General features: G+C 55.0%; 12 protein-coding genes. 8 read left to right on the top strand and 4 right to left on the bottom strand.

What is annotated here, in order from left to right; all coding sequences use genetic code 11:
- Positions 1-14 precede the first annotated feature (14 nt).
- The 5 genes from Pla144_RS04855 to Pla144_RS04835 all read left to right on the top strand — a co-directional run bounded on the left by Pla144_RS04855 (position 15) and on the right by Pla144_RS04835 (position 6,999).
- Entirely contained in the window at positions 15-1,514 is a 1,500-nt protein-coding gene (locus Pla144_RS04855) for a rhamnulokinase (RefSeq protein ID WP_146448306.1), read from the top strand.
- 19 nt (positions 1,515-1,533) lie between these two features.
- Entirely contained in the window at positions 1,534-2,790 is a 1,257-nt protein-coding gene (locus tag Pla144_RS04850; RefSeq protein ID WP_146448304.1) for an L-rhamnose isomerase, read from the top strand.
- 99 nt (positions 2,791-2,889) lie between these two features.
- The gene (locus Pla144_RS04845) at positions 2,890-4,311 is read left to right on the top strand and encodes a purine-cytosine permease family protein (RefSeq protein ID WP_146448302.1); all 1,422 of its coding nucleotides are present in this window, start codon (positions 2,890-2,892) and stop codon (positions 4,309-4,311) included.
- Between the two features lie 53 nt (positions 4,312-4,364).
- Entirely contained in the window at positions 4,365-4,565 is a 201-nt protein-coding gene (locus Pla144_RS04840; protein ID WP_146448300.1) for a hypothetical protein, read from the top strand.
- A 103-nt stretch (positions 4,566-4,668) separates the two neighbouring features.
- Positions 4,669-6,999, top strand: a complete 2,331-nt coding sequence (locus tag Pla144_RS04835; RefSeq protein WP_146448298.1) for a heavy metal translocating P-type ATPase — start codon at positions 4,669-4,671, stop codon at positions 6,997-6,999.
- A 440-nt stretch (positions 7,000-7,439) separates the two neighbouring features.
- Here Pla144_RS04835 and Pla144_RS04830 read toward each other — a convergent pair whose 3' ends face one another.
- A complete protein-coding gene (locus Pla144_RS04830) occupies positions 7,440-9,152 on the bottom strand; it encodes a serine hydrolase (RefSeq protein ID WP_146448295.1) in 1,713 nt (570 codons plus the stop codon).
- Between the two features lie 198 nt (positions 9,153-9,350).
- Here Pla144_RS04830 and Pla144_RS04825 point away from each other — a divergent pair, with 198 nt between their 5' ends.
- Positions 9,351-9,845 (top strand): RNA polymerase sigma factor, encoded by a 495-nt coding sequence (locus Pla144_RS04825; protein ID WP_231936164.1) that lies wholly within the window; start codon positions 9,351-9,353, stop codon positions 9,843-9,845.
- Positions 9,835-12,051, top strand: coding sequence for a serine hydrolase domain-containing protein (locus Pla144_RS04820; protein WP_146448290.1), 2,217 nt, complete (start codon positions 9,835-9,837; stop codon positions 12,049-12,051). The genes Pla144_RS04825 and Pla144_RS04820 overlap by 11 nt, the downstream gene beginning before the upstream one ends.
- 25 nt (positions 12,052-12,076) lie before the next feature.
- Here the strand turns inward: Pla144_RS04820 and Pla144_RS04815 are convergent, their stop codons facing one another.
- Entirely contained in the window at positions 12,077-13,000 is a 924-nt protein-coding gene (locus tag Pla144_RS04815) for a hypothetical protein (protein WP_146448288.1), read from the bottom strand.
- A gap of 50 nt (positions 13,001-13,050) precedes the next feature.
- The gene (locus tag Pla144_RS04810) at positions 13,051-13,641 is read right to left on the bottom strand and encodes a YceI family protein (protein WP_146448285.1); all 591 of its coding nucleotides are present in this window, start codon (positions 13,639-13,641) and stop codon (positions 13,051-13,053) included.
- 192 nt (positions 13,642-13,833) lie between these two features.
- Between Pla144_RS04810 and floA the strand changes: the two genes are divergently transcribed.
- A complete protein-coding gene (floA, locus tag Pla144_RS04805) occupies positions 13,834-14,799 on the top strand; it encodes a flotillin-like protein FloA (RefSeq protein WP_146448282.1) in 966 nt (321 codons plus the stop codon).
- Between the two features lie 38 nt (positions 14,800-14,837).
- On the opposite strand, the gene Pla144_RS04800 is transcribed toward floA, so the two are convergent.
- Positions 14,838-15,392 carry a hypothetical protein gene (locus tag Pla144_RS04800; protein WP_146448280.1) on the bottom strand — a complete coding sequence of 185 codons (555 nt, stop codon included), beginning with the start codon at positions 15,390-15,392 and terminating at the stop codon, positions 14,838-14,840.
- Positions 15,393-15,456 lie beyond the last annotated feature (64 nt).

Raw genomic sequence — 15,456 nt, 5'->3', positions numbered from 1 at the left:
AGACTTTTCAATACATGTCTTTTGCTCACTTAGCTATTGACCTCGGGGCCAGTTCTGGCCGTGCGATCGTGGGACTATTGGATGGGAGTCCGTTGAAACTTCGGCTCGAGGAAGTCCATCGCTTCGAACATCTCCCCTGCCCTACCCCAGTTGGCCCCGTATGGGACCTTACCGGAATTTGGCTTGAGATTCTCACAGGCCTGGGTGCGGCGGCTAAGTGGTGCCGGGAGAATGGGGCAGAGCTTAAGAGCGTGGGCGTCGATACGTGGGGGGTTGATTGGGCCCTGTTGGGAAAGAGTGGCGAGGTGCTCGGTCTGCCCCACTGCTACCGCGATCCACAGAACGAAGCAGCCTGCCAGAGGGTGCTCGAACAAATGGGCGGATTTGAGAAACTCTATGAGCGCACCGGCATCCAGTTGATGCCGTTCAATACGCTCTTTCAAGTTGCGGCCCGTTATCACACGGAACCAAAGTTGTTCGATGCCGCAGAGCGACTGGTGTTCCTCCCCGACCTGTTTCATAACTGGCTCTCTGGTGAACTTCAGACCGAGCGAACTATCGCTTCGACCAGCAGCATGCTGGATGTCGAGACCGGCGAGTGGGACACCGAGTTGCTGGAGAAACTTGGCTTGCCGACGGACATTCTTGGCTCAATCGTGGAACCTGGAACAGTACTGGGAACGCTACGAGCAGAGATCGCTCAAACGACAAATGCCTCGGCCAAGATACAAGTGATCGCACCGGCAGCACACGATACCGGGTCTGCAGTTGCAGCGGTCCCCGCTACGGTTGAGACCAACTGGGCGTATCTCTCTAGCGGAACTTGGTCGCTGCTCGGGGTGGAGTTGGCCAAGCCGATTACTTCAGAAGTTGCACTCAGCATACCACTCACCAACGAGCGGGGCGTGGATGGCACGATCCGTCTACTTAAAAACATCGCCGGCCTCTGGCTTGTACAGGAATTGCGGCGCGAATTGCAACAAGCAGGCGAGTCCCAAGACTTCGCCCAGATGGTCGAGGAAGCCCGGCGGGCGGAACCGGGACGGACGATCATCGACCCCAACTATGCCGAATTTGCATCGCCCGGAAACATGTCGGAAAAGATACGTCAGTTTGCCAAGAAAACCCGGCAGCCCGAACCGGAAACGATTGGGCAGTTAGTCCGCTGTGCTTTGGAAAGCCTGGCTCTCTGCTACGATCACACCCTCCAGCAATTAGAATCGGTGCTCGGCAAATCAATAGGCGTGCTACATATCGTGGGTGGCGGCATCCAGAATGACCTGCTCAATGAGTTTGCCACCGCGGCGGTCGGACGCTCGGTCATCACCGGTCCGGTTGAGGCCACTGCCATCGGCAACCTGCTGGTACAAGCAATGGGTAGTGGCGAACTCTCGGGGCTCCCCGAATTGAGGGAAATCGTTGCCAACTCGTTCCCGCGTAATGTCGTGAAACCTGATGCGGCCGATCATTGGGCAGACTCTCGCGGCAAGTTCGCCGAGCTTATCACCAAATAAAACTTAGGACAATCGGACTATGTCGAAGATCGAACAAGCTTACAAACTGGCTCGCCAGCAGTACGCCGAGGTTGGGGTGAACACCGACGATGTTCTCAAGCAAGCCGCGCGCATTCCGATTTCCGTTCAGTGCTGGCAAGGAGACGACGTCAGTGGGTTCGAGAACCCCGACGGTGCATTGACCGGCGGCATCGCGGTCACGGGCAACTATCCAGGAAAAGCGCGCACGCCAGATCAATTGCGAGCTGACCTCGATCAGGCCATGGCACTCATCCCCGGCAAGCATCGGTTGAATCTGCATGCGAGCTATGCCGACTCAAACAGCCAAGGCGTCGAGCGGAACGAACTGCAGCCCGAGCATTTTCAAGGTTGGATCGATTGGGCCAAGGGGAAAGGAATCGGTCTCGACTTCAATCCGACCTATTTCTCTCATCCGAAGTCGGCAGACGGATTTACGCTTTCGCACCAGGACAGAGGAATCCGCCAATTCTGGATCGAGCATGGCATTTGCTGTCGACACATCGCTGCGGCCATGGGAAAGGCATTGGAAAATCCCTGCATTACTAACTTCTGGATTCCCGACGGATATAAGGACACCCCGATCGACCGCAAGGGACCCCGCGAGAGGTTGGCTGATTCGCTAGACTCCATTTTCGCCGATTCCATCGACCCGAAACTCAATCAAGACGCCGTCGAATGCAAGTTATTTGGAATTGGCTCGGAAAGCTACGTTGTCGGCTCTCACGAGTTTTATCTTGGCTATGCGGTACGAAACAACAAAATTTTGTGTCTCGACGCGGGTCACTTTCACCCGACCGAATCCATCTCCGACAAGATCTCCTCCATACTCCAGTGGGTCGGTGAGTTGTTGCTGCATGTGAGCCGAGGGGTCCGCTGGGACAGTGACCACGTCGTGACCTTTACAGACGAGTTACAGGCCATCATGCAAGAAATCGTGCGCGGCGAGTTTATTGACCGTGTGCATATTGGGTTGGATTTCTTCGACGCGAGCATCAACCGCGTTGCAGCATGGGTAATCGGTACACGGGCCACAAGCCGAGCACTATTGCAGGCCCTCTTGGAACCCACCGAGTTACTGCGGAAGCTTGAAGCGGACGGAGATCTCACAGCACGGCTGGCAATGCTCGAAGAAATCAAAAATTTGCCAGCGAGCGCCGTGTGGGATTATTTTTGTCAAACCAGCGAAGTACCCGTTGGGCGCGCATGGCTTGACGAAGTTCAAACTTATGAGAAGCAAGTCCTCAGTAAACGATGAAAATGATGGAGAGACGAGAGATTAGAGTCCATAGCCGGAGAATTTATTCTGGCTCTGGACTCTCGACTCTTAGCTCTTGAATATTCAGGCGGAGACTCCATGTCAGAAAATCAGTCGCAACCTACTGGCGAATTCGAGCGTGAGCCGGTGCCCCAAAAGTCGCTATTGGGATTCAAAAGTTTCATCGGCATGTATGCCGGCGAACATTGCGCTGGAACGGAGCTGATGATTGGCCCACTCTTCGTAGCAGCGGGGGTGAGTGCTTTTGACGTGGTGGTGGGACTTATCCTGGGTAATGCTCTGGCAGTGCTGAGCTGGATGCTGCTCACGGCCCCCATCGCCGTACGGGCGCGGCTAACTTTGTACTACCAGCTCGAAAAAATCTGCGGACGCAATCTCGTCACGCTCTACAATCTGGCCAACGGTGTGATGTTTTGTTTCCTGGCCGGGTCGATGATCACCGTCTCAGCAACTGCCTTGGGTGTGTGGTTTAACTTTCCCATGCCGGGACTCAACGATGTTTATCCCAATAGTATCGGCTGGGTTTTGGCAGTGCTCGCAGTCGGTGCGGCCATTTCCGTGGTTGCCGCCTATGGTTACGAAATGGTCTCGCGGATCGCCAACATTGCTGCGCCGTGGATGGTGTTGGTATTCCTGGCATTTGGTATCGTCGGGCTCAGAGAGTTTATTACAGCCACCGACTCGCAAATTCATTCGCTCGGCGACCTCTGGCACTTGGCGCAAACATCCATATGGAAAGGAGGCGAACCACTCGCAGGGCAGGTCAAATTTACCTTCTGGCACGTGACCTTCTTTGCTTGGTTCTGTAACATGGCCATGCACATCGGCATGAGCGATTTGTCGGTTTTCCGTTTTGCCAGACATTCCTGGTATGGCATTGCCACCGCCGCAGGCATGTATGTCGGCCACTTCATGGCTTGGCTTTCAGCCTCGGTGTTGTACGCGTTGCAGCTTCACAACGATCCAGCCAACACGGATGTTCTGCCAGGTCCGCTGGCCTACAAGGCTTGCGGCATCGCAGGACTGATTTGCGTGATTATCGCGGGATGGACCACGGCCAACCCGACGATCTATCGCGCGGGTCTCGCCTTTCAAGCCATTGTGCCAAACAAATCGCGTTTTGCCGTCACACTGTTCACAGGCGCCCTCGCAACTATTGCCGGCATGTTCCCGGCTATTGCGATGCAGCTTCTGGGGTTTGTTGCATTGTATGGACTGCTGCTTATGCCCATGGGGGCAGTGGTGTTTGCCGATTTCTGGTTGCTCAAACATTTTGGGTTGCAACCTTACTACGCGGAGCACAGCAAGCTGTCGTTCAACTGGGCCGCAGGCCTCACCTGGTTCATTACCCTTGGCATTTGCCTCGTCCTAGTGAAGTCTGGCATCGAAATCAACGGATTCCAGCCTTTCCAAATCTGGTTCGTAGCACTCCCCGGCTGGTTCATCGCAACCGCACTCTACATCGGTCTCAGTAAGGCCTACCAACAAAGCAAAACCTAACAAACAAACTTAGCCGGCCGGCCACGCGGTCCAGAACCAATAGAGGAATACCCATGCGAATACTCCTGCAACTCGTTTCAGCAATCGCTTTGATCGCCACGATCTTGCCTTCGATTATGTTTCTGACCGGCTCGCTCGACCTCACGCAGACGAAACTGGCCATGCTGATTGCCTCCGTGGTGTGGTTCATCGCTACACCGCTCTGGATGGGGCAACCCCCTGAACAGCTTGAGCACGAAGAAATTGTGCTCTAGCAGTGAGAGGCTACTTCTTTGCTGCCTTATTTCAAAACGGACTAGGACTGGTTACGCTTGAGGTTGGAGTCACACGAATCCTATCTTCAGGAGTAGCAATCCGATGGCCCAGGCAACCGACCCTATTTGCGGCATGCAGGTCGATACTGAGACGGCCCTCTCGCTCACGCTGGATGGCACGACCCATTTTTTCTGTGGTGCTGGGTGTCGAGATAAGTTTGCGAAGCAACAGCCCGTCTCCGCTGAGAAGCCAGCCGAAGGACACTCTTGTTGTCATGACAAGCCTGCTCAGCAGCGAACCGGTACTAGCAAGAAGAACGATGGCCGACTCTATACTTGCCCCATGCACCCCGAGGTTGAGCAAGTTGGACCGGGAAGTTGCCCCAAGTGTGGGATGGATCTGGAGCCAAAAACGGTTTCGCTTGATGAAGAGGACGACGGCACGGCAGCCGACATGTCGCGGCGATTCTGGGTCGGCGTGGCACTGAGTGTGCCGCTGCTTGTTTTGACGATGGGGCCGATGGTGGGATTGGACGTGGATCATTGGCTATCCGCTACGAGCGCCGGTTGGCTCCAATTTCTGCTTGCCTCTCCAGTTGTCTTGTGGTGTGGTTGGCCGTTGTTGATGCGTGGCTGGCAGTCGGTCGTACATCGCAGCCCCAACATGTTCACGCTGATTGCGATCGGCACGCTCACGGCGTTTGCCTTTAGTGTGGTGGCTGTGCTTTTTCCGGCGTTGATCCCCGCTGCATTCTACGAGCATGGCCGACCGCCGTTGTACTTCGAGGCGGCAGCAGTCATTATCACCCTGGTCCTGCTGGGGCAGGTACTGGAACTGGGTGCGCGAAAAAGAACCAGCGGGGCGATTCGTGAACTCTTGCAACTTGCTCCCAAGACGGCCCATCGTGTCTCCGATAGTGGCGAGCAAGATGTGCCGCTCGACGATATCCAAACGGGCGATCAACTACGCGTCCGTCCCGGGGAAAAGATGCCCGTCGATGGGATCGTTCGCGAAGGGGAAAGTACGGTCGACGAGGCGATGCTCACGGGTGAGCCGCTGCCAGTAGAAAAGCATCCCAGAGATAAAGTTTCGGCGGGGACACTGAATCAATCTGGATCGCTGCTTATCGAAGCCCAACAGGTGGGGGCCGAGACGGTCCTCGGTCGGATCGTCGACATGGTCGCGGCGGCCCAGCGGAGTCGCGCGCCGATTCAGCGGTTGGTCGACGTGGTGGCGGCATGGTTTGTGCCCGCGGTCATTGTCGCGGCGCTGATTGCCTTTGGCGTCTGGGCAACGATCGGCCCTGAGCCACGGCTTGCGCATGCCTTGTTGGCTGCGGTGTCGGTGCTGATCATCGCGTGCCCTTGTGCGCTGGGGCTAGCAACGCCGATGTCGATCATGGTTGGCATAGGTCGGGGTGCTCGCGAAGGGGTGTTGATCAAGGATGCTCAGGTGCTCGAAACCATGGAAAAAGTCGACACGATTGTCGTCGACAAGACGGGCACGCTCACCGAAGGCCGCCCACGCGTGGTGGATGTCGTCGCTGTGGAAGGTAGCAGTGAGGAAGATTTACTTGCTCAAGCCGCCGCTGCGGAAAGTGTAAGCGAACACCCATTGGCGCGGGCAATTGTCGATGCTGCTAAGGAGCGAGAGTTAAGTGTGACCAAAGCCACCGACTTTCAGAGCACCACGGGTGGCGGCATTGAAGCGCAAGTCGACGGTCGCCACATCCGAGTCGGCAAGCAGGATTTTATGGCGAATAACGGCGTACAGGTTCCTGAGGAGATTGCAAAAAAGAGTCGGGCTATGCAATCAGAGGGTCGCACGGTGGTATTTGTCGCAGCAGAAGAAAATCTGCTCGGTATGATCGCGATCGCTGACCCCATCAAGCAAACGACGCCAGCCACGATTGCGCGATTGCACGAATTGGGCTTGAAGCTCGTTATGCTCACCGGCGACGCCCAGGCCACTGCTCAAGCGGTCGCCAGCGAGCTTGGCATCGACGATTTCACCGCTGGGGTTTCGCCGGAAGACAAACACAACTACGTCCAAGACCTGCGCAAGCAAGGGCGCATCGTTGCGATGGCCGGCGACGGGATCAACGATGCCCCGGCGCTGGCCGCCGCAGATGTGGGGATCGCGATGGGGACCGGCAGCGACGTGGCCATCGAGTCCGCTGGCGTGACCCTCGTCGGCGGCGATTTGCGCGGCGTCGTCAAAGCTGCCGCCCTCAGTCGCGCGACCATGACCAACATTCGGCAGAACCTGTTCTTCGCCTTCGGCTATAACGCCATCGGCATCCCCATCGCTGCCGGGGTACTTTACCCCGCCTTCGGCTGGCTCCTAAGCCCCATGATCGCCGCCGCCGCCATGAGTCTCAGCAGCGTCTCGGTGATCGGGAATGCGCTAAGGTTGAGGGCGGTGAACGTTTAGGATGTCATGGTTCCCACGTTCATCACAATAAGATATTTCTAATGCCTCAGGAATCAAACAATAGCGAGCAACCGAAAGATCGCACTTGGCTAGCTCGCCCTTGTAAGTTTATCCCTATCTCAACGTATGCCGATTTTTGCGTCGTTTTCGCCATTATCACTTTTATCTTGATTATCTTTTTTCCGACGATGTTAGATGGGCGTCATGGATATGTGCCGGACAAAGTAGGAGTGCCGCTAGATTCTGGGTTTGCGAAAGATGTGGGACTATTTCCTCCCTGGCTTCGCCTCATGATTCAGGTGCGATGTAGTGGTTGGTTAGTCTCTTTCCTTGCCAGTGCATTAGCAGGAATACTCACAGGATTTGTAATGTTTCTGGTAACGAAGCTGTTAGTTCACAGGTAGCTAGGAAGACCTGCATGAAAGTTACACGGATGCAGCTCACTTGATCCGACGAGCAGTCTGCTCTAAACCATTCTGATGCAGTACCAGGCTCTTGGCGGGACCGGTCTTCGTCAGTTTGAACTCAAGCGTGGCATCGACCCCGCGGTAGGACCAACGAGTGGGAGAATCTGGAAACACCTCTTGGGTCGGTTGATTGGTAATTCCCACCATCAGGCGCCCGTCGCGATCCTGTACATTGAAGATGAAGTTGGGTGCGAGTTGATAGCGACCGACCAGGCGAGAACGAAGCTTCGCATCAATGGCGAGATCTCCCTTTGCATCATCTGACGCTTTGCTAACTCGGCGAGCAATCTGCTCAGCACCATTTTGATGAAGAACCAAGCTCTGGGCGGGACCAGATTTCGTCAGATTGAATTCAAGGGTGGCGTCGACTCCGCGGTAGGACCAGCGACTGGGGGAATCAGGGTAGACCTCTTGGGTGGGTTGATTGGTAATTCCCACCATCAAGTGCCCGTCACGATCTTGAACATCGAAAATAAAATCTGGCGCCAGCTGATATCGACCCACCAACCGGCCGCGTAACTTCGCATCGATGGCTAGATCACTCGATGCCTCTTGAGGGGCCTTGCTTGGTTCTGGGGCAACGTCCTGCCCTGCTGCTTTCTTTATCATCTGGATCGCCAGTTGATCGACTTCGTTGGCTAAGGCTGTGTTGCATAGCACAACGACTGCGCACTCCAACTCGCGATTAATGAAGAGTGCCGAATGCGACCCACCGGTCTGACCGTTGTGCCAACGGGTTTGACCATCGCCCGCAATCATCCAACCAAGCCCCATCGCGGGACCCGATGCGTCGGCATCACATTGTTGCGTCCAAGCCATTTCGATTGCTTCTCCGAGGTGGCCAGCTGGCGGGGTCAATTGCGCCTTGGCGAAACGCATCATGTCACGCATCGTGGCGTGAATTCCACCGGCGCCCGGCAGGTCGGCAAATGTCCAGAGCGCTGTAGGAGAGCCGAATTTATCATGCGGCGTTGCGAGCCGTTTCCTCTGATCGCTGCTCAGTGCAATGGTGCAATCGGTCATTCGCAGTGGCTCGGCGATTCTCTCTCGCAGCAACGTTTCATAGGACTTACCAGCCTTCTGCGCGACCAAATATCCGAGCACCGACCCGCCGAGGTTGGAGTATTCCTGCGACTCGCCAGGCTGGCGGGGCAGTTCGTACTGGTTCAGAAACTCCGCTGCCTTGTTGGAATCGTAGTCACGATAGGGATTCGTCAAATTGGTCAGTGGCAAATTATCGGCCAGTCGCGGCAGCCCCGACCGGTGAGTACTCAGATCAATCCACTGGATCGACCGACCATTACGCGACGGCAACTGAATCCCAGCCGGATTGGCAACCTCCACGGCTGCGTTTAAGTCAATTTCGCCCTGCACTACCGCATCGGCCAGCAGTAGCCCCGTAAAAACTTTGCTTACCGAGCCTATCTCATAAACGGTCAGGTTATCGGCTTTTATCTTGGCTCGGTTCGAGGTCCCCAGGTGGACGATTCCCCAGTGTTCGCCTTCGATGTAGCCGATCGACAGGCCATCGGCGACTTGATTTTCAACCAGCGGCGCAGCCACTTTCTCGACCCATTCTTCAGTCAATTGTTGCGGCGAAACTGTCTGCGATAATGCGAGCGGCACTCCGACAGAACAGTTTAAGACAAGGCAAAGCAGTGGCAAAGTAAAGCATGGACCATTCATATACGAAACCTCCCAGAACTACCTAATTTCATCCCACACACAGTCATTGGTAACTTCAGACAAGCCGATCTTACAAGGCAATCCTCATTTCATCGGAAAATCATTTTCTGCTAATTTGTAAGTAACCGCTACTTCGTGTTACTAATACTTCTGGAATGAGGTTTTTCGTTGCTAGACGAGAATCAAAAGTCGCTTTTTATGACCTGGCTTGGTGAGCATGGCTCGTCAGTCATGAAGGTAGCGCGCGCCTATACCCTCAACAGTGAGGAGTCTCAAGACCTTGCACAGGAGATTCTACTCCAGGCTTGGCGGTCCCTGCCGAACTTCGAGGGCAAAGCAGCTCCAGCGACGTGGTTTTATCGAGTGGCACTGCACACGGCGATGAATTGGCATCGGAAGGACAAACCTCGCCGATCTAGACAACAATCTCTCGTGGAAGTCGAAGCCGTTGCCACTGAAGGTTTCGACAGTGCCGAGCAGGTTCAGCAGCGCGATATTGTTGAACAGCTCTACAAGGCAATCCACCAGCTGCCGAAAACGGACGCGGCGTTGGTGCTGTTGTATCTGGACGAACTGAGTTATCGGGAGATGTCCGAAGTGCTGGGCATCTCCGAGAGCAATGTGGGTGTGAAGCTGAATCGTGCGAAAAAGGCTCTGAGTGAGCTAATGAAAGGACCGTCCCATGTACCCTGATAGTCCCATGGAACGTGACGACCTACAACAGGCTTGGCATGCGCAGTCGTCTCAGACGCGAGTGACGATCGATGGTGACTTGCTGCTCCAAGAAGTGCAGCGCAATCAGCGCGATTTCCGAGCGACCATCAATCGTCGAGATTCGGCAGAGATTGGAATCTCATTGCTGTTGATACCCGTGTGGATCTACATGGGCATCGCGATGGCGTCGCCTTGGACGTGGTATCTGACCGTGCCGGCTCTCGTTTGGATTGCCGGGTTCATACTGATCTATCGGATGCGTCATCGGCCGGATCCCATTAAGCCGGATGCACCCCTGCTTTCTTGCGTGAAGCGATCATTGACCGAGGTTGAGGATCAAATTTGGTTGCTGCGCAATGTTTTCTGGTGGTATCTCCTGCCACCTGCTATTCCCATATTGGCGTTCACTGCCCATCTTGCATGGCTAAAGTCCAAAAACTCGCTGGACACATTTAGCGACGTGAATATTTTTATCTTTGTCTTTTTCCTGGCGGGTTTCTATTTTCTCTATTTCATCAATCAACGTGCCGTGCGTGTGGAGTTGGAACCACGACGCGAAGAATTGCTCTCGTTGCTTGCCAGTCTCGGTGATGAACTAGAGGATAAGCCGACACGTGAACTAGCCACAACTTTTCGTGCAATGAACGATAAAGGTTCAAGTAATCTTGGGCGATGGCTCCTCGCGGCTGTTTCGGCAATTGTGACACTCGTGGTGATTGCCATGGCAAGTGGGTTCTTCGATTCCAGCTATGACGGTCCTCCCCAAAGCTTCGGCCCGGAAGGTGTGTCGCTGGCAAGTTTTATCACTGATCTCCGCAAAGAGAAGAATCTCGTCGGTCTTGCTGCGATGGTAGTTGTCGATGGAGAAGTTGAGGCTGCTGCGGCCAACGGGGAACGGATGAAAGGGAGCGGCGTGCCGGTTGAGATCGGCGACAGCTGGCATCTGGGAGGGGTCGCCAAATCGATCACGGCTACGATGATCGCGCGACTGGTCGAATCGGGACAAATGAATTGGTCCGATACTCTTGGTGAGTGCTTTCCTGACGCATCCATGCACGAGGTTTGGAAGACGGTCACGCTCAAGCAACTGTTAACAGACACAGCGGGCGCGCCAGCGAATTTTCCCTTGGAAGTCCGTCGCATACGACCTCCGCTCGGCCCCGAATGCACCCTACCACGTCGTAAAGCGGTGCTGGAGGTGATCGTTAGTAAACCCGAATACCCCCCGGGTGAACAGTATGTCTACTCGAATGTTGGCTGCACGATTGCGAGTGCGATGGCCGAGAAGGTGACCGGCGTCTCCTGGAAAGATCTCGTCATTCGAGAAGTTTATGAGCCACTGGGTCTCACGAGCGCGGGGTTCGGCCCGCCGAAAAGCCCGGACGCGGCGCTTCCCCAGCCCCGCGGTCATCGAGCAGTTCTCGGCGGGAAAGTCTCGGTCAATGACGAGGCAGATAATACCACCATTATGGGCCCCTCTGGCATCGTTCACATGACACTGAGCGACCTTTGCACTTACGCATCGGACCACATGCACGGCGAGCTTGGCGAGGGCAAACTGCTCTCCACGGAGACTTACAAACAGTTGCACACACCTGAGCTTAGCTATTATGCCTACGGCTGGATCAGAAAAGAACCAAACAACGAATACCCCTACGCGCAGTTCTGGCACAACGGTTCGAACACGATGTGGTACGCGATGGTCGTGTTCATCCCCGAGAAAAACATGGTGATCGCGGTCACATCAAACGACGGTGATTTCGAGAATGCCCAAGCAGCCGCGTTGGAAGTCGTGAGAGCCAGCGTGAATCAGAGCTATGCGAGAGCCGAACCCCCTCACGGGACAGGTTTTTCCAAGAAATCTCCATTCGCCGCGGTGCGCTGGCAAGATTCGGGACCGGAGGTCAAAGTTGGAGACGAGTGGTTTAAGCTTGTGACGCTCAATGAGCTTCCTGTTTCGGACATCCTGGCTTTTAGCCGAGAGACTTATGCAATCAAGTGGCAAATGCGATTCGAAGAAGACCTCGTTGAGTTGCTTTCGAGGATGGGTCATCCGCCACAGGACTCGGTCAAGTTGGTTGTTCAATCGTTGACGTCTGCGGAGACGCAGGTCTTGGAAGACGTCCCTATGACGGAAGCGAACCGACGGATGATTAAGGCAGCGGCCAGGGAGATGAAGAAATGAATCTCTTCAGTCATTGTCAATGCGCTCACATTCCAGAGTATCCCGCGTAAGGATTATTCTGCGCTTCGGCAAAATCTATTCCTGCGAGAATCACCACCACAGCGATCAGAATCAGACAGACTGCACAACGCAGCGGGTTACTCCACCGCTTGCCGGGGAAGAACCAACCCCCCGCTAGGGTGAAAGCTAGAACCAACGGCAACGCGTAGAGCATTTTCAACTCGGCGAAAAAATGGGCGAGTATCAATACTCCGCCGAAAGCCATGAGAATTGGTCCTGCCGCGGCATCGGGGCCGCGCTCGAGTTTCCAGTAGATGGAGGCGATTGCGCATCCTGTGAGAGTAGCCACCAGCACGCCCATGAGTTGGCCGTAGGTGATTGAACCAGAGAGGGCCAGTGTGATTGCTGCCGCGAGTGCGACCATAGCGGTGAGGATTGAGCGGACTCTTGGGGCGTGATCTCGTGCCGCGAGAAAAAGCCCCCACAAACTGGTGAGCATCGCTGCGATGCCACCCAGCCAGCAGATTGCTTTAAACGTGGACCAGGCGCCCGTATCAAATGGATTGGGTACGGCCGTCGCGTTAGGTAGATAGACGCTCCCTGTCAGTAGGCGCCACGGCAAGAAAACACAAAGTGCGACTCGCAGGAGCCAGGCGGTCACCCTGCCCTGTTTGCCGTAGACCGCTATCGCGTCCGGAAAGACGCCCAGAATCACCACGAGCGCAAGAAAGTCCTTGGCTTCCTGGATCCGCAAGCTCTTGGCAATCGCCGAGAGCACACCTATCGCTTGGGCATCAAGTGCCCACATCCCCACCAGGAAACCCACCACGACAGCAGTCCGCCAACTGCTGGCTCCGTTATGGGTGAGCTTCCACACACCCGAGAGGGTGAGCATCGCCATCACGCCGGGAAGCACACCCCCGAGCAGCAAGTCGTAGAGTGTAATCATGACAATTCAAGCCGGAATACTGACAGCACCTACTCACCTACTCACTTCCCCTATTGTTTTACCCCTTCGAAGCTGATCGTCACTGCGACTTCGTCGCCAATTGCGGGGACCATGTTCGTCATGCCAAACTCGGTCCGCATGATGTGCTTTTCGCAGAGGAATCCTGTGCGCGTATCCCCTTGCATCCCTTGGCCTTCTTTCAGTAGTCGCAGCGGTAAGATCACTTTTCGCGTGACGCCGTGGATCGTAAGATCGCCAGTGACTTCATAAACCGTCTCTCCTGCCTCATTCTGTTGGGTGGCGACCTCCGTGCTTTGAAACGTAATTGCAGGAAACTGTTTTACGTTGAAAAAGTCGGGACCCCGTAAATGCTCGTCCCGCTTGGCATCATTGGTGTCGATACTACTGGCATTGATCGAGAACTGAAACTGACTCGCAGCAGGGTTCTCTTTGTCGAGTGCGTAGCTCCCGGCCACCTCGTTGAATCGGCCATAGGTGTAGCTAAAGCCAAGATGACTTACACCGAAGATGACTGAGGTGTGGGAGGGTTCCAGGGTGAAATTGTCAGCGGAATGGGCAACCGGCAGGCTAAAGAATGCTAAACCCAGCAGGGTTACGGCATGGAGAGCGATCTTATTCATGGCGAGGGGCCTCCTAGTTAGGATGTGGTGGATCGAGCTATTATTCCCGTGCGAATGGGGTCAGGCAACCGGTTCTTCTCCATGCTTCGCTGGAATCTCGCAGGAATCGCTTCATTTTAGGCCTCCCTTACGCTATCATGCCAGTGCCAGGTTTGTCTTACTTTCCTCCACCTCAATTGAGTTGCGAACACAATGACTCCCCAACAAATGCTTCTCGTGGCCGGGATTGCTGTCCTGGTGCTTATTGGCATCATCGTGGTATTTGCCACTATCAAGTACTTTAAGATCTGGCTTCAGGCATACATGTCGAATGCGAAAGTGAGTCTCTGGAGTCTCATCGGCATGGGACTCAGGCAGGTCAACACGCGGGTGATTGTCGACGGCAAGATCATGGCGATGCAGGCGGGCGTGGGTACCGACCCGACGACCGGCATCACCACGCGTCGACTCGAAGCCCATTATCTTGCGGGGGGCGACGTGCCACGGGTGATCAACGCCATCATTGCGGCGCAGCGTGCCGACATTGACCTGGATTTTGATCGCGCGGCAGCCATCGACTTAGCAGGCCGTGATGTACTTGATGCTGTGCGGACCAGCGTGCACCCCAAGGTGATCGATTGTCCGGACCCGGAAAAATCACCGAAGCAGACCTTGAGCGCTGTAGCTAAGAACGGTGTCGAACTGAGGATCCGTGCGCTGGTCACGGTAAGAACCAATCTTTCCCAACTCATCGGCGGGGCCACCGAGGAGACGATCATTGCACGAGTCGGTGAAGGAATCATTACCTCGATCGGCTCGGCGGCCGATCATCTGGAAGTAATGGAAAATCCTGACCGAATCTCCAAGGCGGTACTGAAACGCGGGTTGGATGCCCACACAGCATTCGAAATCGTATCGATCGACATTGCGGACATCGACGTGGGCGAAAACATTGGTGCTCGCCTGCAGGCTGATCAAGCGGAGGCAGATACCCGCAAGGCCCAAGCCCTGGCAGAACAACGTCGCGCCGATGCAATCGCACGTGAGCAGGAAATGAAAGCCCGCGTGGCAGAAAATCGCGCCTCCGTGGTGCTCGCCCAAGCAGAAGTACCATTGGCCATGGCCGAAGCCTTCCGACAGGGGAATCTTGAACGCTGGACGAAGAATGGGGCGGAGTAAGAAATGAAAACAGCGAGCTTTAGAATACTATCTGTTTTTCAATCATGATCGTACTCACCCTGTTGAAGAGCATAGTCGAACCACAATTGAACGTGTTCTTCTTTAGCACGATTTAGTTGTTTCCACTTATCATTGACGTATTCCAACTTGATTTCATCCTTGTAGTCTAGTTCTGGCTGAGGAACGACCGGATTAGGGACTTCGGCTGTATCCTGTTCGATCTTATTCAGGTCATCGTCACTCGTGGTTGTGCCGGTGATCGGTTCTTCGCCGGGCAAGGCGAAGACATCACGCTTCGCCTTTTCTATGGCGGCTTGCTTCTCTTTGCGCTCTTGCTCTTTCTTCTGCTGTTCACGGGGGGAAGTGAGTCGCCCAGCACTATAGATTGTTCTAGTAGTTATAGTGACGTCTGCAGTGTAGTTGCTGTTATCCTTATCCGGAGGATTTAATTCGTAGTCCATTTCTCGTTTTACTCGAATCCCCAGGCTGCTGGGGGGGAGAAACATTTCGATCGCGTGTCGTAGGCGCTCCATGGCCCACTCGAAATCAGCCTCGGCAGGGATGTCGGAACGCTCGACGGGCGGTCTGGGCATTGCATCCCTGCCGCACCCGACCAATATAGCCACGACTAGTAGTAACCAAATAAATCGCGCAGCA

The sequence above is a fragment of the Bythopirellula polymerisocia genome, assembly GCF_007860015.1.
Lineage (GTDB): Bacteria > Planctomycetota > Planctomycetia > Pirellulales > Lacipirellulaceae > Bythopirellula > Bythopirellula polymerisocia.
The sequence above is the reverse complement of the archived record's forward strand: the minus strand, read 5'-3'. Positions and strand labels throughout refer to the sequence as shown.

Coding starts and splice junctions, on each gene's coding strand:
- Pla144_RS04855 (WP_146448306.1), top strand. CDS start 15: ATGTCTTTTGCTCACTTAGCTATTGACCTCGGGGCCAGTTCTGGCCGT.
- Pla144_RS04850 (WP_146448304.1), top strand. CDS start 1,534: ATGTCGAAGATCGAACAAGCTTACAAACTGGCTCGCCAGCAGTACGCC.
- Pla144_RS04810 (WP_146448285.1), bottom strand. CDS start 13,641: ATGAATAAGATCGCTCTCCATGCCGTAACCCTGCTGGGTTTAGCATTC.
- Pla144_RS04800 (WP_146448280.1), bottom strand. CDS start 15,392: ATGCCCAGACCGCCCGTCGAGCGTTCCGACATCCCTGCCGAGGCTGAT.
- floA (WP_146448282.1), top strand. CDS start 13,834: ATGACTCCCCAACAAATGCTTCTCGTGGCCGGGATTGCTGTCCTGGTG.
- Pla144_RS04830 (WP_146448295.1), bottom strand. CDS start 9,152: ATGAATGGTCCATGCTTTACTTTGCCACTGCTTTGCCTTGTCTTAAAC.
- Pla144_RS04825 (WP_231936164.1), top strand. CDS start 9,351: ATGACCTGGCTTGGTGAGCATGGCTCGTCAGTCATGAAGGTAGCGCGC.
- Pla144_RS04845 (WP_146448302.1), top strand. CDS start 2,890: ATGTCAGAAAATCAGTCGCAACCTACTGGCGAATTCGAGCGTGAGCCG.
- Pla144_RS04835 (WP_146448298.1), top strand. CDS start 4,669: ATGGCCCAGGCAACCGACCCTATTTGCGGCATGCAGGTCGATACTGAG.
- Pla144_RS04820 (WP_146448290.1), top strand. CDS start 9,835: ATGTACCCTGATAGTCCCATGGAACGTGACGACCTACAACAGGCTTGG.
- Pla144_RS04840 (WP_146448300.1), top strand. CDS start 4,365: ATGCGAATACTCCTGCAACTCGTTTCAGCAATCGCTTTGATCGCCACG.
- Pla144_RS04815 (WP_146448288.1), bottom strand. CDS start 13,000: ATGATTACACTCTACGACTTGCTGCTCGGGGGTGTGCTTCCCGGCGTG.